Below are 20,283 nucleotides of genomic sequence, written 5' to 3'. Positions count from 1 at the left end.
AAATATTTTTATGTCTGATAATGGCACAAAAAAGACTTCTAACAGCTATTAAAATATTTACTGAATAGTATGTTTGCCAAATTTCAATTGATTTACATGACCGTAATTACATGTCTTTTTTCGTTATTTAAAACACAGAATATATATTCTCTAATTGCTGTTCTTTTTTTGTTTACACCAAAATTATCCGCTCAAAATGATACGATCTTCTTTAATTCAAATTGGAAAATTATCACAAAAGATTCCGCTGTTTATTATAGAATAAAACCTGTCAAAATAAAAACTAAAAAAGCTATTGGGCGAAAAATACCAGACATAGACTCACTGTATATTATTAAAGATTACTATGTGAAAAATAATATACGACAATTCGAAGGCTATACAAAAGATGCAGAAGGAAACAATAATGTTGGAAAAGCCAAATGGTACAAAGAAGACGGAACCGTTATGTACTCAAGAGATTTCAACAAACCAGCTCCAGGTACATTTAGAATTCCTAGTTCGCCAATCACTTACATAAATTATAGCATTGCTGATAAAAGCCTTTTAACTGCAGGCTATGAATTTTGTTTGGACTGTCAAACTCCTAAAAAACTATTTTTAGGTCTTGGCTACGGTGTTACCAATAGTTATAATAGACAATATTATGGTCTGCCCGATCTTCATCTATCCTACAATGTTTCTATTTTATTTGCAAAAATTGGAACAACCCATAAAAATAGTTATCTATTGGGAGGATTAACCCTAATGAATTTCATAGATTTAGGATTTGGATATTCATTATCTTATGACAAAAATAAAGCTCCTGCATTTGAAGGATTTACAATGAGCCTTAATTTAAGGTTTACGAGAAACAAAAAAGCTTATAGTCAATTCATTGGATATTAAATAATCTGATCCTATAAATGAAAACATACATCTTTATAATTATCACATTACTTTTTTCAGCTGAAATAACAGCTCAAAACGACACTATTTTTGTTGACAGCAATTTGAAGAATACTACTAGAGAATTTGCTGTTTATTATAGAATTAAAGAGAAAAACAATATTGCAGAACATTCCTCTTTTGAATCTAATAAGAAATTACTGCAAGCTATAAACTATTACTATGTGAAAAGCAACAAACCTTATTTTGAAGGTTATGCGACAGATGAAAATGGAAAACATCTAACTGGAAATGCAAGATGGTATGATGAAAATGAAACTATTACAAAATTAGATTACTTCCGTACAAAACAAGATATCGTATCCGACTTCTTGATATTTAATTTAAATTATTCAATAGTCAACAAAAGTCTTCTAACAGGTGGTCTTGAATTTTGTTTGAATTGTAAAGATAAAAATAAACTTTTTTTAGGTGCTGGATACGGAATTACCAATAGCTACAATAGAAAATATTACGGTCTTCCTGATGTGCATCTATCATACAATACAGAATATCTTTTGTTTTTAAAAGCAGGCAGTTCTTCGAAAAATGCTTATGCAATGGGTGGTTTTACTTTATTTAACAGGATGGATTTAGGTTTTGGTTATTCATTTCCATATAATAAAGAAAAAATCCCCGCTTATCAGGGGTTCACAACTTCACTCACATTCCGAATTACAAAAAATAAAGATGTGTATACCAAACTTAATATCATACAATAAACTTATTCCCTTACAATCTCAATTCTGCGTCTGATTTCATTTCCAGAAGCATCCACAACTGTAATGTAATGCGTTCCTGTTGTTGGCGTAATAGGCAGTTCATGAAAGGTTTTGGTTGTAGCTTTATAAACATCATCAACATACCAAAACAATTCTTTATCTCTTTCAGAATAAGCTACTTTTAAAATTACTGGCTGAACATTACTATTAAAATCCTTAGTCAAATAAATTTTACTGTTAGCTTTCGGATAAATAAAATCCATTGTGGTGGTTTGTGTTCCTTCACATCCTTCTTTAAAAGGCGGAAGAGGCAGATATTCAATATGCTGGCTTTTGTAATACCATGCCATAACGGGAGGCAGTACAAACCAGTTTTTAGTCACAATATTTTCAATATTTTCACAGCTGCTGTTTACCTGAAATTGTTCCGTTTTATCTAAATGAATTGTTTTATGATAAGGACAAACTTTGGTTGATTTCCCCTTTTTAGTAACCCATTGCTTGATTTTCGGACAGTTGTCTTTAGCTAAATAACCACTTAAACGACAAACCTCAACTTCAGCCAAATCTTTGTAAGGCGTATCAAACCATCTTTGCCTTGGCAGTACGTTAAAAACGTCGAATAAAATAGGTGCTGCACTGGTAACTCCAGTTAGAGTTGGCCTTCCCTCTCCGGTTGCATTTCCAACCCAAACGCCGACCACATATCTGGAATTGGTTCCGATGGCCCAAGCATCTCGATTTCCGAAACTTGTTCCGGTTTTCCATGCAATTTTCAAAGAACTATCATAAAACTTCCAAGCTTCATCTGCTTCTGGCCTGTTAACCTCTTCCATTGCATTATACGTTAACCAAATTGACCCTGCACCCAGAATATTTTTCTGATTTGTTTCTGAACCAAAATCAGACTTAAAATCGTTTTTATAATTTAGTTCTGTAAACTCATTTGTTCTGTATTTTGCCTGATGTTTAGTAAAATAATTCAGCGTTGAAGACAGATTTGCATACGTTCTGCATAAATCCCATAAATTGCTTTCGGCACCACCCAAAATAAGTGACAAACCGTAATGATCTGGAGTTTTATTTATATTTTTCAATTTGAACTTTTGCAATTCCTCATAAAATTTATTGACCGTAAATTCCTGAAGCATTAAAACTGCTGGAATATTTAAAGATCGTGATAATGCACGATGTGCCGGAACAGCTCCGTCAAACGTTAAATTGAAATTCTGCGGTGTATATCCCGAAATCTGTGTTGGAACATCGGCCACTAAAGTATTAGGCAGTAATTCTCCGTCGTCTAACATTGCGCCGTATAAAAGTGGTTTTAAAATACTTCCAGTACTTCTTGGTGCATCAATAATATCTACATCTTTCTGATGATCTAAATCTGCTGGAGAATTTCCAACATAACTCATTACATTTCTATTTTGAACATCAATTACCAAAATAGCCAGATTATGAACCTCATTTTGCTTGTACTGATTGTAATAATATCTCGCAATCTGATTTACACGATTTTGAAGCGCATAATCTATCGTTGTTTTTACTCGCGTTCCTTCTTCATTTTTAGCTACTCTTTGCAGTAAATGTGGTGCAATTTGAGGCAAATCATACGGTTTTTGAGGCAGAGGTTCTTCTATTGAAAGTTCATACGTTTGCTTGTCAATTATTCCCTCTTGGTGAAGTTTCAGTAAAAGTCGGTTGCGTTTATTAAGTAATTTTATCTGATTTTTTCCTGGATAAATTAAACTTGGTGCATTTGGCAGAACGGCCAAAACTGCATTCTCAGCCCAAGATAATTGATTGGACTGAACGCCAAAATAACGCCACGAGGCCATTTCCAACCCAACAACATTTCCTCCAAATGGTGCATGAGCAGCGTACATTTCGAGAATTTCATCTTTGGAATATCCTAATTCTAATCGGGTGGCGAGAATAATTTCGATGATTTTCTCAAAATAGGTTCTGTTTTTTCCTTTTCGGGAAAGTCTGATAACTTGTTGTGTTAATGTACTTCCGCCTCTGACTACTTTTCCTGCTTTTTTATTTTGTTGAAAAGCATTAATCATCGCTCCGGGATTAAATCCTGGATGTTTATAGAAATATTCGTCTTCAAAATATACAATACATTTTTTGAATTTATCTGGAACACTATCTTGTGCCGGAAAACGCCATTGTCCGTCACGTGCGATTTTTGCACCTAATAATTCTCCTTCTTTGCTTTCTATAACTGTGGAGTAAGGTTCTTTAAACAATGTTCGAGGTATAGAAAAATAGTAAATCAGCAAGAGCACAAATACAATTGCTGATTTTATTTTGTTTCTTTTTATCCAGTTTATAATGCGCTGAAGAAACGCTTTTAGTTTATTTTTCAAAATTATCTTATTGTTTCGTATCCTAACAGGTTTTAAAAACCTGTTAGGTATTCCTTATTCATTCCTAAAAGAAAAAAACATTTTCTATTCCTAAAAAAAATAAAAATTACTTCACTATATCTATAAAATACCTAACAGGTTTTTAAAACCTGTTAGGATAGTTGAATCCAATTTTCTATTGATCAAGTAAATTTACATCACTAAGCACACCTTCATAAATCAACTTTCTTTCATCATGGCAAAATATAAAATTTTCCAGATCGTTGAATAATTCTATAATAAACTCTCGATCAATACTACTTGGCTTATCAGATAAATAAGAGCAATAAGATGAATGCTTATACGATTGGAAATCTTTTAAAAATTTATGCTTCACTGGATTTAAATGAACATACAAAATTAACTGCCTTAAATATTCTTCATTTTCTATTCTATTTCTCTCTAAATGCTCTTGAAATAAACTTCCTGTCCGATTATAAGCTTTGTTTATACTCTTAGAATAAGAATTAAATAAATTAGAAAATGGCAGGTGAATTTTTTCTTTAAACTTTTCAGGCAGATCAATTTTATCTTTAATTCTTAGAACAATATGAAAATGGTTTTTAAGTAAACAGTAGGCATAAATATCTGCTATTGGTAAAATATATTTTTTAACCTTTTCCAGAAAGTAATTGTAATTTTTCTCTTCAATAAAAATATTCTCACTATTATTTCCTCGGTTATAGACATGATAATATTTTCCTACCTCAAAAACGTCCTTCTCCACAATCTTATTCTTTTTAATATCTTAACAGGTTTTCAAAACCTTTTAGGTATGTTTTTTCTTTTCCTAAAGACTTAATATGATACCTAACAGGTTTTGGAAACCTGTTAGGATACTTGTAACTACATAAATTTTATTTCACAACCTCAACCCAGAATCCTTTTGTTCTGGCTAGGAATGTATTATCATACATCGCTTCGCATTGTAATCCTGGTAAATAATAATTTCCTAAGTATGATGCATTCAACAATATTCTGAAAACTTTTGTTTCTCTGCTTGCCAGACTAAAATAGAAATTCGTTCTGTCATCACGAATATCAATATAATCAGCGATATTATTTACAGCGTCTCCGTAATCTGTGAAACGAGTGTTTACGATTTCAAAACCTGAAGGCAGAATCTGCGATAAAGCTACATTCTGAACCCTTTCATTTCGTTGGTTTTTAATCGTAACCTCAGCAACAAACTCCGTTCCCTGATTTATTCTGGAAACATTGATTACGCTTCCTTTTCTGTTTTTGAATACAATACTTGCCGAAACATCATTTTGCGTTGCATTTTCTTGTCCGATTGGTAATATTCCTGTATTCAATACACGAACATAAACGGTATTGTTTTTATTGTTTTTCAAAGTAATACTGTTTGTGCCAGAAGCTACAGACAAACTACGATCTGCAATCGATTTGCCTGTGTTTATCGTCTCGCCTTTTCCGTTTTTACTAAACTGAATATTGATTCCTTTTGGACCATTGCTCACGGCAAATTTCGACATTGCATACAAGCAATAAGCGGTTGTTTGTGTACTCATCCACTGATTAGCTGACATTTCTTTAGCCAACTTAGAAGCCATTGCAAATGCTTGTTGCTGCTGCCCTAAAAGTAACATTGTTTCCAAAGCCATTGCTCTGTTTCTTTCACTGGAACCATAATAGTAATAATTATAACCATCAGAACCATCAATGCTTGTTCGCAACAGTAAATTCTGCCCGGCTGATTTCTGACCTGCCAAAACATAAGCCGCTGCCAAACGAAGCATACTTTCGTTTGAAATTCCTTTTGTCTCGCGAAGTCTATTCATTGACGATAAATCAGCATTTCCTGCTAAAGCTAAAGTGTACAAACGATACGCCTGAGCTAAATCATTTCCGTACTTCTGCTCAAAACGCCATTGTTTCGCCTCTTTTTGTTGATATGATAACCATTTAGATTTGAAATTAATTGGCAAAACATATCCTTTTTTCTCTGCTTCAATTAAGAAATGTCCGGCATAAGAAGTTCCCCAATCATCCGGAACCGCATTCCCCTGCCAGTAAGGCAACCCACCATTTGACAATTGGAAATTTCCTAATCTGGCAATTCCTGCGGCAATATTTTTTTGAATTAAATCTTTTCGTTTCGCATCAATATCTGCCACATCATTTAAATACAATTGAGGGAAAACCGAAGAAGTAGTCTGCTCTACACAACCATGCGGGTATTGAATTAAGAACTGCAGTCTTCCGTTCAAATTCATCGATGGCATAGATGAAACTTCTAACCTTGCTTTATTACTTCCAGCAATACCAAATGTTTTCCATGAAATTGTTTTGGGACTATTTGGAGTTAAAACAACATCCGTAAAAGTACTCGTAACTGGATTTGGGTTCGTCATATCGATTTCAACATCATAAGTTGATTTCTCGCTTCCAGATGTTGCGATTACCTGAACTTTTGCAATCCCAGTTGCAGAACCAACAACCAAATTAAAATAAGCCATTTTCTCATCTGGCTGTGCAAAACTTAATTTTTGAACCGCACTTCCAGCTACTTTTAATCCGTTGCTGGTTTTTACCTGAATCGTTACATTTTTAATTTTGTTTTCCGTTGCAAAAACCGTTACCGGAAGTGTTACTTTTTCTGATGGCGAAATTTTTCTTGGTAACGAAGCTAAAACCATTAGTGGACTCTTAACAGGAGTTGCTTTTTCAATACTTCCATAAGCACTTGTATTTGCTTCTCCTGCTACAACCATTGTTCTAACAGAACCAATATATTTTGGAAGTTTTAAGTCATGCGATTTTGTTTCTCCTTTTCCTAATTTAAATGGACCATAGTATAATACAACTGGTTTAAAACGATTAGCTTTTTTAGCTTTTCCGCCACCTAAATCCTGATCTCCACCAATACTGAAAATCTGATTTATTTTTCCGCCATAAGCGCCAATTACATCATCATAAATATCCCATGTTTTTACTCCAAGTGCTTCGCGAACATAAAAACTATCCCATGCATTTGGTGTTTTAAAACGGGTTAAATCTAAAAGTCCTTCGTCTACAACGGCAATAGTATAGGTCATTTCTTTACCTGATTTTTCGCCCACTTTTACTGTGAAAGGCTGTTCAGGTCTTAATACATCTGGCATGTTCAGAGTTGGTGCCAAAATCGTGTTTTTATCCACCACTTCAATCGGAACAATTCCATACATACGAATTGGCGAATCGTTTTTGGTTGTAGCATGTGGCTGTAATAATGTAATATTAAAATATACATTTGGTGCCATTGCTCCTGTAATTGGAACCTCAACTTTTGTTTCTCCTTTTTGAGTTTCTGCCCAAATGGTCTGTACCACTCTGGATCCGTTTTCAACAGAAATCAAAGCACGTCCGCCTTCACTGGAAGGGAAAGAAATCTGCGCTTTTTCTCCAACCGCATAATTCTTTTTATCTGTAGAAAAAACTAACATATTGGCTGTTGAAGCATCTCTGTTTCGTGTTTTTCCAGACCAGATTGGCCAGTCGATGTTTACAGTTAGGGCTGTTGCGTGTCCACTTTCCCCATCTTCAACACGAATTAAATAACGTCCCCATTCTTCATCGGTTAGAGCAAATTGGAAACTTCCTTTCCCGCTTGAATTGGTATTAATTACAATAGATTTATAAGCTGTTGTTGAATTTGATGAATTGTAATTCGATAAATTATCGCTTGACGAATCCCACCACCATCTCCAGTCTACTTTATAAATTCTAACTTCCAGATTTCTAACGGCTTTTGGTCTACCGCTTTCATCAACTGTAACTACTTCAAAACGATTATTTGTTCTCGTTTCAAGCATATTGTATTTGTTGAGTTCAGGAGTTTTAAGTCCAACATAAGTTTTATATGGTGAATAAGTTGTCGACATCACATCTGTACTAAAATCACCGCCTTCTTCGTATACTTTTGTCATGAATGAAGCGCGCAACATTCCCGGAGCCTGACCTTGCAATCTCGGCTGAATATTTACCGAAGCTTTTCCGCTTTCATTTAATTTACCAGAGAAAACATTGATTTCTTCTGTACTAAACTGACGGGCTAAATCGTCAAAACTAAATTTTTCATAACCTTTAAAAGTGGTTGCCTGCTGAGAGAATTTAGCCTGCATCTCTACATTCAAATTCTTAGCAATAGCCCCATGAAGCCAAGTCACTTCAAGGTTATCTGTGTTTGGATATGAAACCGAAAGTGTTTTTCTGCTAAATGTATTTTTAATTTTTAAACGATTTGGCTTAATCGTTTCGATTTTAATGCTCTTATAAAACTTGGCTCCTCCAACGCTTATCATTGCTTCCCAATTTCCTGTTGGTGCATCTTGATTGGTTGGTACAATAAAAGAGTAATGATTTAAATCGTTTGTTTTCTGAATGGTTTGATAAACTGTTTTTCCATTCGGGTCATTCAATCTAAATTTAATTGGATGCGATTTCGGAAGTTTATTCGCTTGATCATTCAGAATAAATGATAAATACAAATTATCTCCCGGACGCCAAACGCCTCTTTCTCCATAGATGAAACCTTTTAAACCTTTTTGTAAAGTCTCACCCGCAACATCAAAATTACTGACAGATAATGAAAGTCCGTCATCCAGTTTCACGTAAGTTGACTGATCTCCCAAAGTGACAATAGCAAAATAGGCGAATTTGTCTAATTGGAAAGATGCAATTCCTTCACTACTCGTGGCCTGAGTTGCTATTTTCTGTTGTTGGAAATTATATAAATCCACTCTTGCGTTTGAAACCGGCTCTGTTGTAACGATATTGTTAACAGCAAATAAATACGATTTATTTTCGCCTCTTTTTGCAATAACTCCTAAATCTGAAGCTAAAATATTGGTTGCAATTCTCGCATTGTAATAATACGAACCTGTACAAGGATCTTGACTTTCTCTCCAATCGTAATCATCGTAGTAATAATAATCGTCGTAAGAGTTTCCACTGTAGTTTACATCATTTTCATCAACTTCTTCTTCCTCCGCTTCATCTTCACTATTATCTGATGTTTCACATTTATAAAGCGAATATTTCTTTTTATAAACAAACTCAACTCTGTAAATCGCTCCTGGTTCTGGTTTAATGATTTTAGATAAATCTAAAGCATACATATTCCATTTTGCCAGATTTACGAGCGTGCTTTCCTTTAAATTCAAAGTGGTTTTAGCAATTGGCTGCGCTACTTTCTTGAGATTCTGTCCACCGTTTAATTCATTGTATTGAAGAAACTGCAGAATATTGTTTTTGTAAATCTTATAAACTTTTACATCAATAGCACTTAAATTTACAGCTTCAAAATTCAGTTTTAAATTATTTGAACTTGGCAGAATTGTTCCGTTTTTAATAAAACGAACGTTTGGTTTTATCTGATCAAAAGAGATTTTCTCCGAATAATTTGATTCTAATTTTTTACCGTATTGACTTTCGATTCCTTCAAAAACTTCAAGCAACAATTCTCCTGTTACAACTTGTTCAGGTTGTTCATCCGGAACATATTCAACGGCATCCTCAACAACTGCGGCCGCTGAATCTACTGCAACTGCGGCCGAATCAACCATAACAGCAGCTGAATCTACCGCAACCGCAACTGGTTCTGTAACAGCCACTGCAACTGGTTCTTCTTTTTTAGGCGCATTTTGATTGGTAAAATATACTTTCAGTAAATTTCCTTGAGTTGAAAACTTAAGATTATTAGTATTTTGAATCGAAACTAATCCTGCAAAATCCTGTCCTTTTTCTAAAGGCTCAGAGAAATTAATTAATACCTGCTGATTGTTTCCGTCCGGAACTTCAACTTTTATGACTTTAAATTCATTTATACTTGTTATCGGAAAATCGATTTGTCCTTTCTGGTCAATATCAAAATCACTTCCATCGTAAATGATCTCCAAGTTTGAAGCTTCAGATTGACGCTGAATACTGTCAATTATAAAACGGAATTCTTTTGCTGGCCCGTTTGTTTTCTCAAACTTAATTTTAAGATTATTTCCATTGTGTTTGGCTTCAACCAATTTTTGAGCGGTTTCCAAATCAATATTATCGGCTGTTTTTAAAACACAGTTTAAATATTGATATTCTTTGCTATAAGATTGAATATCGCCTGTATTGATAGTAAAATCCTGTTTTACCGTTTTAACTGTAAAATTGAATTTGGAAAGCGCTGCCTCTTTCTCTTTTGGAAGGGCAGTCAGCTTATCTAAGTTTAAAGTAACCTGATATTCTGTTCCCGGTTTTAATTTTTTCTCCGGAATAAAAGCTAAGGTATTGGTCGAAAGCGCAACGACTTTTCCGCTCACACTTGGCGAAATATCGAACAAATCATCATCTAATTCCTGATTGGGTTTCCAGTCATTTTTATCAAAAGCCAAAACCACACGGATATCAGAATCTGAGGAAACAATTCCGCCTGTGAAACTGGTTATATAATCTTTGAATAATGAAAAATCCGAATTGAAATCGGCAGCCGATTTTCTGCCGCAGGATTGAAAAATAAAAAATACGAAAAATACGAGAACCAAACCTTTTACTTTCACTTTTATTTAGAATTAATTGGTTAACAAATAAAAAAATATGATTTGCTGCTAAAAGTCATAACAACAAAATACAAATTAAATTAGGATAAAAGTAACGTATTTTTCAATTTCTTTAAGAAGAAAATTCTTTGATTTTTTTATTTAACTTTTGTTGAAGTTTTGCAAAAACAAATTGCTAAAATATTATATTCACATTTTTAAATTAAAATAAGAATGCCTACGAATTCAAATCAATATTCTTTCGAGAATGAATTTATTTTAAAAAACAAAAATGTAATTGTATATCTTTTGGGCACAATAGCATTTTTTGTTTTAATTGCTTTTACAGATTATTATGTATTACCTGTTTCACGGACGAATGATGTAATTACTCATTATGCAGTTCGAACTTCAGGGAAATCCAAAGAGAAAGTTTCTTATCATTTTTTTACACAAAAAGGATTTACTTTTTCTACAGCAAAAGAATTCATTGACGAAAATAATATTGTAATTGAAACTTCTTTATTCTTTAAATCTGTAACAAAGGTAAAGTCACAAACAAAAAATTATTATTATGTACTTTCTAACGGTTTAAGTATTAATGGAATTCAATTTTACACCTGTCTTATACTTCTTATTTCATTGGGAATAAGTATAAAAATACTACTTTCTAAAAAAGGCTTTTCAGAAAACACATTTTACAATATAGTTTGTTTTAATTGCTTTATGATATTTATATGCGTCTATATGGGAGGATATTTGTTTTAAAAGAATTTTTAAAGCTCTGTTCCAAGTTTTGATAAAACTTCATCCAGCTCATCAAAATGTTCCTGACTTGCCGACGAATAAAAAACTTGATAATCACTCATTATTACAATTACATCATCATCGTTATTTCCGTAGAAATTAATTCCTTCCGCCCACTGTTTAAAAGACACGCCTTTATTTTTAAAATTCTCTTTAATAAAAGCCAATTCATTATCCTCTATTTCATAAAAACACTCCGAATTAAATTCTAGAGCAAAACCAGCCTGAAGAAAAGCCATCGCTATAAAGAAATCCATTAAAGTTTCGGTTTCTTTTTTCCACTCTTTTTCATCATGACTCATGTAAACAGGAGGATTTGGATGTGACAAATCATCCTTATGAATTCCCCACACACAAACTCTTTGATTCTCACAATAAAAAATCAAATAATCATTATGTTTAAAATATTGAAATTGATCTGGTTTGTTTAAAGAATCCTGTGTATTATTTAGATTTTCGATTTTACCCAATTCAGTATAATAATCAATGAAAACTTCTGGAAGCTTTCCAAAAATATCTTTTATCGTTTGAATCTCATTTGAGCTAAATCCATTAGATTCGGTAATATTAAAAAGCTTTTTTATTGTTGAGAAATCCGTCATGATAATTAGTATTATTTTCTTCTTTCCAGAAAAAAGCGTTTCATTAAATCCGCAGCTTCGTTAGCCATTACGCCCGAAACCACAGTCGTTTTTGGGTGTAGTTTGGTTCCCATATTGATAAAACCGCGCTGTTCGTCTCTTGCACCAAAAACAATTTTAGAAATCTGGCTCCAATATAAAGCGCCTGCACACATCTGGCAAGGTTCAAGCGTAACGTAAAGCGTACAATCTTTTAAATATTTCCCTCCCAGAAAATTTGCAGCTGCCGTTATAGACTGCATTTCAGCATGAGCTGTTACATCATTTAGCAATTCTGTTAAGTTATGACTTCTTGCAATAACTTTATCTGCAACCACAATAACAGCTCCAACAGGAATTTCACCTTTTTCAAAGGCTTCTTCGGCTTCCTGTAAAGCTTTTTTCATGAAATATTCGTCAGTGAAAGGATTTATCATAGTTGCAAAAATAGAACTTTACACTTTATTTTTATTACATTTAAATTCTGAAATTTGAATAATGGAAAGAAATTACAAAATAACAATTCCTGAACCATGCCATGAAAATTGGGATGAAATGACGCCAAAAGATAATGGCCGTTTCTGTATGAGCTGTTCTAAAACGGTTGTGGATTTTACGTCAATGCTTCCGGAGGAAATTCAACAGTATTTTAGTTCGCACAAAAATGTTTGTGGAAGACTTAAAAATGAACAGTTAGGTAAAATAAATATTCAGATTCCGTCTCAAATAGTATACAGCCAAATCCATTATCGTAAAATGTTTTTATTAGCACTCTTTATTACTATGGGCACTACACTCTTTAGCTGTCAGGACAAGGACGGAAATAAACAAAAAATAGATAACGTTGAAGTTGTAGAAGATGTCAAACCAGAGCAACACGTTACTACCGGAGTTATTTTGACGCCTGTAAACAAATTAAATGCCGAAGAACATTCTGAAGAACCTCAATCCGGACAGTACGGAATTATTTACAATTCAAGTGATTTAGACGTTGCATCTTTACCAAAAAACGGAATAAAAAAATTCAAATCTAATTTTTCAAGAAAACTTATCACTGCAAAACAAGGAGAAATATCCCTTTTATTTGTAATTGAAGGCGACGGAAGTCTTAGTAATTTTAACATCCTTAAAAATACAACTTCAGCAAGCGAAAAAGACATTCTTGGAGTTTTAGAAAAAACGCCAAAGTGGATTCCCGGTAAACGAAAAAATCGAATTGTTCGCTCCACTTACGCTGTTCAAATTCCCTTTAAGTAATTATAAAGAATGAAACATAAAATAACCATTCCTGAGCCCTGCCATGAAGATTGGAACAAAATGACACCAAATGAAAATGGTCGTTTCTGTATGAGCTGTTCTAAAACGGTTGTTGACTTTACTTCTATGCTTCCAGAAGAAATGCAGCATTTTTTTATTCAAAATAAAAATGATAAAATTTGCGGAAGATTTAGAAAATCGCAATTAGACAGCATAACAATTCAAATTCCAAATCGAATTTTGCATACACAAACCAATTATTATAAAATTTTTCTTTTAGCACTATTTGTTGCTATGGGAACCACTTTGTTTAGCTGTCAAAATAAAGACGGACAAAAACAAAAAATCGACAAAGTTGAAGTGGTAAAAGATTCAGATGCAAACTCACATATAGCTGTTGGAGAACCAGCTATCGATGAAGAAAGCACAAAACAAGCTGTTGTACCACCTCCACCGCCTCCCAAAACAGATCAGGTTAAATTTGTAAAACCAGTCAATGACAGCAAATCAAAATCAGATAAAATCAGTGGCAAAAAAAACAGCTCTGTAAAGAAACCCATTTATGTTAGTGGTGAAATTGCCTCCGAAACCAATGCAGAATTCCCAGGCGGTATTGATCAATTCTACACCTTTTTTGCCAAAGAATTTAAAAAACCGGAAAGTTCTGATGTTACAAAAACCAGACTTGCATTTGCGGTGGAAAAAAATGGTTCCGTATCTTTTCTGGAATGTTCACCTGCAGTTGATCAAACACTTGAAAATGAAATTATCAGAGTTTTAAAATTATGTCCTAAATGGCAACCGGGGCAATCAGACGGTAAGAAAGTAAAAAGACAATATTCTTTGCCTATTACACTGCAATAGTCATTCCTGTAACATATCTCATCGCTAAAATTAAATTTAAAACCGTAAATTTGCTTTTTACCTTACAATGAAAAGCAATTTACTTTCCAACATATACAATCCAGCCGATTTACGTCTTTTAAAAGAAGAACAGCTTACTCAGGTTGCGCAAGAATTACGTCAGTTTATTATTGATGTTGTTTCGGTAAAAGAAGGGCATCTAGGTGCAAGTCTTGGCGTTATTGAATTGACAATTGCGCTGCATTACGTTTTTAATACTCCAGACGATTTACTAGTTTGGGACGTTGGCCATCAAGCCTACGGTCATAAAATCTTAACCGAAAGAAGAGAAATCTTTCATACCAACAGACAAATCGACGGAATTTCCGGTTTCCCAAATAGAACCGAAAGTGTTTACGATACTTTTGGCGTTGGACACTCTTCGACTTCTATTTCTGCAGCACTCGGAATGGCGATTGCATCCAAACTAAAAGGCGATTTCGAAAAAGAACATATTGCCGTAATCGGTGATGCTTCTATTGCAAGCGGAATGGCTTTTGAAGGTTTAAATCACGCCGGAGTTACAGATGCCAATATTTTGGTCATTTTAAACGACAATGCTATTGGAATTGACCCAAGCGTAGGCGCCTTAAAAAAATATCTTACTGCTGTTAAAAACGGAAAAAACCCAAAACAAAATAACATTATAAAATCATTGAATTTTGATTATTCCGGTCCTATTGACGGACATGATTTTCCGACTTTAATCAAAGAATTAAACCGATTAAAAAAGATAAAAGGCCCAAAATTTCTCCATATTGTTACCACAAAAGGAAAAGGTTTACAACAGGCTGAAGAAAATCAGGTGAAATATCATGCACCCGGAAAATTTGATGCTTCAACCGGAGAAATTCATTTAAAATCAGAAGAAAATCTTCCTCCAAAATATCAGGATGTTTTTGGTTTAACCATTTTAGATTTAGCCAAAAAGAATGAAAAAATAATCGGCATCACACCTGCAATGCCATCAGGAAGTTCATTAAAATTTATGATGGAAGAATTGCCCGAACGTGCTTTTGACGTTGGAATTGCCGAACAGCACGCCGTAACGCTTGCTGCCGGAATGGCGACTCAAGGCATGATTGTATATTGCAATATCTATTCGACCTTTTTGCAGCGTGCCTACGATCAGGTTATTCACGATGTGGCTTTACAGGATTTGCCCGTTATTTTTTGTCTAGATCGGGCAGGTTTGGTAGGTGAAGATGGTGCAACACATCACGGTGTGTTTGATATCGCTTATCTGCGTTCTATTCCAAATATGATTATTTATGCTCCATTAAACGAAATTGAGCTACAAAACATTTTGTACACTGTTCAGTTGGGAATAAATCATCCAATCGCCATTCGATATCCGAGAGGACGCGGTGTAATTGCAAATTGGGAAGTAGAAAATTTCGGACATTACGAAAAAATTAAATTTGGTCAGGCAAAATGCTTAAAAGATGGTACGAAAATTGCAGTTCTGTCGGCCGGAACAATTGGAAATAATGTTATAGAAGCTTTGGAACAATCAAAACATTCCGAAAGTATCGCCCATTACAATTTTAGCTTTATTAAACCATTAGACATCAGTGCTTTAAAAACTATATTTTCAACTTTCGAGCATATTATTACAATTGAAGACGGGGTTAAAAATGGTGGTTTCGGAAGTGCAGTTTTAGAGTTTGCAGCATCTAACAATTTCAAAAACAGCATTGAAATTTTGGGCATTCCAGACGAATTTATCGAGCATGGAACAGTAACCCAACTGCAACAAATCTGTAAAATTGACGTTAAAAGTTTAGTAAACCTTTTTTCTAACCGTTCAAAATAATTATTTTGCGATACCAAAAAAAAATTACCTAATGAAATTATTGCGTTCTACCCTTTTATTATTTTTACTTTTATCTGTCTCGAGCAGTTTCGCACAGATCATACAAACGACTTTGAGTCCGAATCAGGCGCCAAAACCGCCTTCTAACTGGTCAAAAAAGAATCAACTGGGTTTTGATATTTCCGAAATTGCTTTTGTGAACTGGAGCGCCGGGGGAACCAGCTCTATTTCAGGTCTTTTTAAAGGAGAATTCGGAAGAACTTACGCAAAGAAAAACCATAAATGGGTAAACGAACTTATCGTAAAATATGGTTTAAATAAACAAGACGGAACCGAATTAAGAAAAACCGATGACGCTCTCCAGTTTAACTCGACTTACGGGTTTAGAAAAGATACAGCTTCAAACTGGTACTACTCTTCAAAACTAAATTTCAATACTCAGTTTACAAACGGTTATAATTATCCGAACCGAGATGTTGCAATCTCTAAACCTTTTGCACCGGCATATATCTTTCTGGGAGCCGGAGCCGAGAATGCGAATAAAGCTAAAAACAGAGTATTTTACTTCTCTCCAATTACGTTAAAAACCACTTTAGTATTAGATCAATATCTTGCTAATCAAGGTTCTTTCGGGGTTAAAAAAGCGGTTTATGCAGCTGATCCGCTTGATCCTACACAGCAAATATTAATTGAAGAAGGTCAAAAAGTAAAAGCTGAATTTGGTATTCTTTTTACAGGTTACATGAAAAATGAAATCTATAAAAATGTCTTTTACGAAAACAGATTAAGTTTATATACCGATTATTTGAACAAATTCGGAAATGTCGATATCGATTATGATACCCGTTTGGATCTTGTAGTAAATGCTTATGTAAAAGCAAATATTGGCGTTCACTTAATTTATGATGACGATATTAAAACTAAAAAAGATGTTGTTGATCCGTCTACAGGAACAAAAACACAAGTAAACGACGGACCAAGAATGCAGTTAAGACAAGTACTTGGAGTTGGTTTGGTTTATGCTTTCAAATAAACAAAAAACAATATAAAAAAAGCATCTTTTAGAATTCTAAAAGATGCTTTTTCATTTCAGACAAATACCGATTAACGCTTTTTCTGTCCCTGAATTGTTTCATACAATTCCAATGCATTTCCATCTGTAAGCAATGAAACGTAATGACAAATGTGCAACAAACGTTCATATAAATTCCCCTTGTCTAAATGGTGTTTTTCCGGCAACATTTTCAAAATCAACTTATCGTAGTTTGAAGCCGTTCCTTCATATTTATTATTGAAAGCGGTAATAAATTTGTCCAATAAAGTCTGGATAATTTGATACCCCACTATCTCTTTTTCAATCACTTCGCGGCTTTGATAAATTTTCTCAATACTTAATTTGATGATATCATTCATCTGCGCTTTGTATTTACTTTTATCTGTCAAAGCATACGGAAATTTCCCAGCCAGAATCGCTTCTTCATTTTCAATAAAAACATCAACAGCATCATTAATTAAAGAACCGATTGCAAGTGCACGCAAGTAGCTTATTCTGTCTTCTTTGGTTTCTAATGTTTTGTATTTAGCAACACCAATATTATCTTTTACCAATTTAATCAGATATTCTAAAGCATAATCTTCAGAAACCAGACCTAAATTTATTCCGTCTTCAAAGTCAATAATGGTATAACAAATATCGTCTGCCGCTTCAACCAAATAAGCTAAAGGATGTCTTTCAAAACCAATATTCTCTCCGGATTTATTGGCAATCATTCCCATATCTTTGGCCACTTCTTCAAAAAATAATTTATCAGATTGAAAGAAACCGTATTTTTTATCTGAAATATTGTTAGTTGGTTTCTTCGGAAGACTTTCTTTTGGATATTTCATAAAGGCACCTAAAGTAGCATACGAAATACGAAGTCCGCCTTCAATTCCCGGACGGCTTGCTGTTAATACAGAAAATCCGTTGGCATTTCCTTCAAAATCAATTAAATCCTGCCATTGTTTATCAGTCAGCTGATTTCTAAATTTCTGCCCGTTTCCGATAGAAAAATATTCTCCAATTGCTTTTTCACCCGAATGTCCAAAAGGCGGATTACCGATATCGTGCGCTAAAGAAGCCGCCGCCACGATAGCTCCAAAATCGTTCATATGATAACCATGAACTTCTTTTAAATACGGATATTTCTCTATGATTTTTTTTCCAACCAAACGCCCAAGCGAACGTCCTACAACCGAAACTTCCAAACTGTGCGTTAAACGGGTATGTACGAAATCGGTTTTAGAAAGCGGAATAACCTGTGTTTTATCTTGTAAACTTCTAAAAGCAGATGAGAAAATAATTCGGTCATAATCTACCTCAAACCCCAAACGAGTATCATCTTGTTCTACACGTAATCTTTTGCTTGTATCTCCCTGACGTCTTAAGGATAAAAGTTGTTCCCAGTTCATTTTTGAATTTTAGATTTCTGAATTTAGATTATTAGATTATTCATCTAAACGTCAAAAATACGTTTTATTTTAGGATAAAAATAGGCTATAGATTAATTTGATTTAAGTTTTGTTTGCCACGAATTCACGAATTTTCACAAATGATTGTACTAAAATTAATTCGTGAAATTTGTGACGTAAAACATTCCAAAATTCTAATGCAGTACTGTGCTTAATTTCTCCCATAGTGTTTTCATCCCAACAAATGAGACCGGATTTAGTTATAATTCGTTTCGTTTTTACTTTCGCTGTTATTCTTTTTTTGGAGCAGAAAATTTCCAGTTTCAAAATCACGTTCAGTCCCGCTATCCGCTATATCTTTTGTGTTGAACCCCAACACAAAAGGATACCGCTCCTATCGGGGCTAGAGTAGAAGTTTTAATTTTCATAAGAATTTACTTTAAATAATAAAATATATTATATTTGCAAAATGTTCACTTTTAAGATAACTCTGTAAAATGGCAAGAACAATTCTGTTTCATAAAAATTATTTCATTGAATTTTATCAAGCCCAAAATGAAAAGGTTAAATTAAAAATTCAGTACGTTCTTGAATTAATAAAACAAGTTGATAGAGTTCCTGATAAATTTTTAAAACACATATCAGACACTGACGGACTTTATGAAATAAGAATTGAAGTAAAATCAGATATTTATAGAATATTTTGCTGTTTCGATCATGGAAACTAGTGATTCTGTTTAATGGTTTTCAAAAAAAGTCACAAAAAACACCAAAAGAAGAATTAGACAAAGCAAAGAAATTAATGACTGAATATTTTCAACAAAAATAAATACCACTATGAAAAATTATAAAAACATAAAATCTTTTGATGATCTCATTGAAGTTGAGCATGGAAAAATTGGCAGCGAGAGCAGAAACCAATTTGAAGAAAAATCACAAATGTTCATTATTAGTGAAATGCTAAAAGAAGCCCGTAAAGAAGCTAATTTAACTCAAGAACAATTAGCAGACAAAACCGGAACTAAAAAAAGTTACATCTCAAAACTTGAAAATGGAAAAGGCAATGTCCAGCTTTCAACTCTAATTAGAATCTTTGAAACTGGCTTAAACAAAAGAGTCGGATTAACTTTTTTATAAAAAAGCACCCCAATTTGGAGTGCTTTCTATCATTAAATAAAAGCTAAAATTAGAAGTTTTTAGAAATCCCAATATTTACTGTTTTACCGAAGTTGAAGTAAAAACTATTAACATCTGGTCCGTTATTGTCATAACTTAATGTTTCGTATCCTAAACCTCCAATACTGAAATTAAGGCCAAACCCTTTTTTCATGTTGATGAAAAGTGCCGGAGTCAGACCAGCATATAAGCCGTCTGCTTTGGATTCGCTTTCGCCTATTGCTGAATTTAATTTATTCTTTTCATTTTGGAAACCAGCTCCTAAATCAGCAAATACTGAAAAAGTTTCATTCAATGGAACTGAATAACGAACAAATGCACCTGCTTTAAAATTATTTAACTTTGAATCTGCAACACCTTCAGACTCAATTTTTGTTGAAGCTACAACAAATTCACCCCCAACAGTCCAGTTATCATTAAACTGATAACCCACTCTGGGAGAAAAATTAAACTGATTGTTTTTGTCTTTTCCTGTTTGAAATTCTCTGTTAGTTGAAGTGTAACCAATATTTCCACCAACTAAAATTGTTCCCTTTTGGGCATTTGCAAAGCCAAATACTGACAATGCAAGAATAAGTAGCATTTTTTTCATTGTTTATGTTTATTTAAATTTTATATATAAACAACAATTAAAATACCAACATAAATCAGTAGTAATTTTCTTAA

Annotated in this window: 15 protein-coding genes and 1 pseudogene; 9 read left to right on the top strand and 7 right to left on the bottom strand. The window is 33.6% G+C overall.

What is annotated here, in order from left to right:
- The first annotated feature begins 348 nt into the window (after positions 1–348).
- Positions 349–888, top strand: a complete 540-nt coding sequence (locus HYN56_RS07940; RefSeq protein ID WP_240622672.1) for a hypothetical protein — start codon at positions 349–351, stop codon at positions 886–888.
- Positions 889–905: 17 nt separating this feature from the next.
- Positions 906–1,649 (top strand): hypothetical protein, encoded by a 744-nt coding sequence (locus HYN56_RS07935; protein WP_109191683.1) that lies wholly within the window; start codon positions 906–908, stop codon positions 1,647–1,649.
- Between the two features lie 2 nt (positions 1,650–1,651).
- On the opposite strand, the gene pbpC is transcribed toward HYN56_RS07935, so the two are convergent.
- The 3 genes from pbpC to HYN56_RS07920 form a co-directional block, all read right to left on the bottom strand.
- Positions 1,652–4,027 carry a penicillin-binding protein 1C gene (pbpC, locus tag HYN56_RS07930; protein ID WP_109191682.1) on the bottom strand — a complete coding sequence of 792 codons (2,376 nt, stop codon included), beginning with the start codon at positions 4,025–4,027 and terminating at the stop codon, positions 1,652–1,654.
- A 175-nt stretch (positions 4,028–4,202) separates the two neighbouring features.
- Positions 4,203–4,793 (bottom strand): transposase, encoded by a 591-nt coding sequence (locus tag HYN56_RS07925; protein ID WP_109191681.1) that lies wholly within the window; start codon positions 4,791–4,793, stop codon positions 4,203–4,205.
- A 130-nt stretch (positions 4,794–4,923) separates the two neighbouring features.
- Positions 4,924–10,608, bottom strand: a complete 5,685-nt coding sequence (locus tag HYN56_RS07920) for an alpha-2-macroglobulin family protein (RefSeq protein WP_109191680.1) — start codon at positions 10,606–10,608, stop codon at positions 4,924–4,926.
- Between the two features lie 213 nt (positions 10,609–10,821).
- On the opposite strand from HYN56_RS07920, the gene HYN56_RS07915 reads away from it, so the two are divergent.
- The gene (locus HYN56_RS07915) at positions 10,822–11,355 is read left to right on the top strand and encodes a hypothetical protein (protein ID WP_109191679.1); all 534 of its coding nucleotides are present in this window, start codon (positions 10,822–10,824) and stop codon (positions 11,353–11,355) included.
- An 8-nt stretch (positions 11,356–11,363) separates the two neighbouring features.
- Here HYN56_RS07915 and HYN56_RS07910 read toward each other — a convergent pair whose 3' ends face one another.
- Positions 11,364–11,996: a hypothetical protein gene (locus HYN56_RS07910; protein WP_109191678.1), complete on the bottom strand. Its 633-nt coding sequence runs from the start codon at positions 11,994–11,996 to the stop codon at positions 11,364–11,366.
- An 11-nt stretch (positions 11,997–12,007) separates the two neighbouring features.
- On the bottom strand, positions 12,008–12,451 hold the full coding sequence (locus HYN56_RS07905; protein ID WP_109191677.1) for a nucleoside deaminase: 444 nt from the start codon (positions 12,449–12,451) through the stop codon (positions 12,008–12,010).
- Between the two features lie 61 nt (positions 12,452–12,512).
- On the opposite strand from HYN56_RS07905, the gene HYN56_RS07900 reads away from it, so the two are divergent.
- From HYN56_RS07900 to HYN56_RS07885, 4 genes are all read left to right on the top strand, one after another.
- A complete protein-coding gene (locus HYN56_RS07900) occupies positions 12,513–13,271 on the top strand; it encodes a hypothetical protein (protein ID WP_109191676.1) in 759 nt (252 codons plus the stop codon).
- A gap of 9 nt (positions 13,272–13,280) precedes the next feature.
- Positions 13,281–14,135: a hypothetical protein gene (locus tag HYN56_RS07895; RefSeq protein ID WP_240622671.1), complete on the top strand. Its 855-nt coding sequence runs from the start codon at positions 13,281–13,283 to the stop codon at positions 14,133–14,135.
- A 67-nt stretch (positions 14,136–14,202) separates the two neighbouring features.
- Positions 14,203–15,990 (top strand): 1-deoxy-D-xylulose-5-phosphate synthase, encoded by a 1,788-nt coding sequence (locus HYN56_RS07890; RefSeq protein ID WP_109191675.1) that lies wholly within the window; start codon positions 14,203–14,205, stop codon positions 15,988–15,990.
- A 31-nt stretch (positions 15,991–16,021) separates the two neighbouring features.
- Positions 16,022–17,023 (top strand): DUF3078 domain-containing protein, encoded by a 1,002-nt coding sequence (locus tag HYN56_RS07885; RefSeq protein ID WP_109191674.1) that lies wholly within the window; start codon positions 16,022–16,024, stop codon positions 17,021–17,023.
- Positions 17,024–17,094: 71 nt separating this feature from the next.
- Here HYN56_RS07885 and HYN56_RS07880 read toward each other — a convergent pair whose 3' ends face one another.
- A complete protein-coding gene (locus tag HYN56_RS07880) occupies positions 17,095–18,441 on the bottom strand; it encodes a deoxyguanosinetriphosphate triphosphohydrolase (RefSeq protein WP_109191673.1) in 1,347 nt (448 codons plus the stop codon).
- Between the two features lie 497 nt (positions 18,442–18,938).
- Between HYN56_RS07880 and HYN56_RS07875 the strand changes: the two are divergent.
- Both HYN56_RS07875 and HYN56_RS07870 read left to right on the top strand, forming a co-directional pair.
- A pseudogene (locus HYN56_RS07875) lies at positions 18,939–19,270 on the top strand (type II toxin-antitoxin system RelE/ParE family toxin).
- Positions 19,271–19,278: 8 nt separating this feature from the next.
- A complete protein-coding gene (locus tag HYN56_RS07870) occupies positions 19,279–19,578 on the top strand; it encodes a helix-turn-helix domain-containing protein (protein ID WP_109191672.1) in 300 nt (99 codons plus the stop codon).
- Between the two features lie 49 nt (positions 19,579–19,627).
- On the opposite strand, the gene HYN56_RS07865 is transcribed toward HYN56_RS07870, so the two are convergent.
- Complete coding sequence (locus HYN56_RS07865) at positions 19,628–20,209, bottom strand: outer membrane beta-barrel protein (RefSeq protein WP_109191671.1); 582 nt, start codon at positions 20,207–20,209, stop codon at positions 19,628–19,630.
- Positions 20,210–20,283 lie beyond the last annotated feature (74 nt).

This window comes from Flavobacterium crocinum (assembly GCF_003122385.1).
GTDB classification, from domain to species: domain Bacteria; phylum Bacteroidota; class Bacteroidia; order Flavobacteriales; family Flavobacteriaceae; genus Flavobacterium; species Flavobacterium crocinum.
The sequence above is the reverse complement of the archived record's forward strand: the minus strand, read 5'-3'. Positions and strand labels throughout refer to the sequence as shown.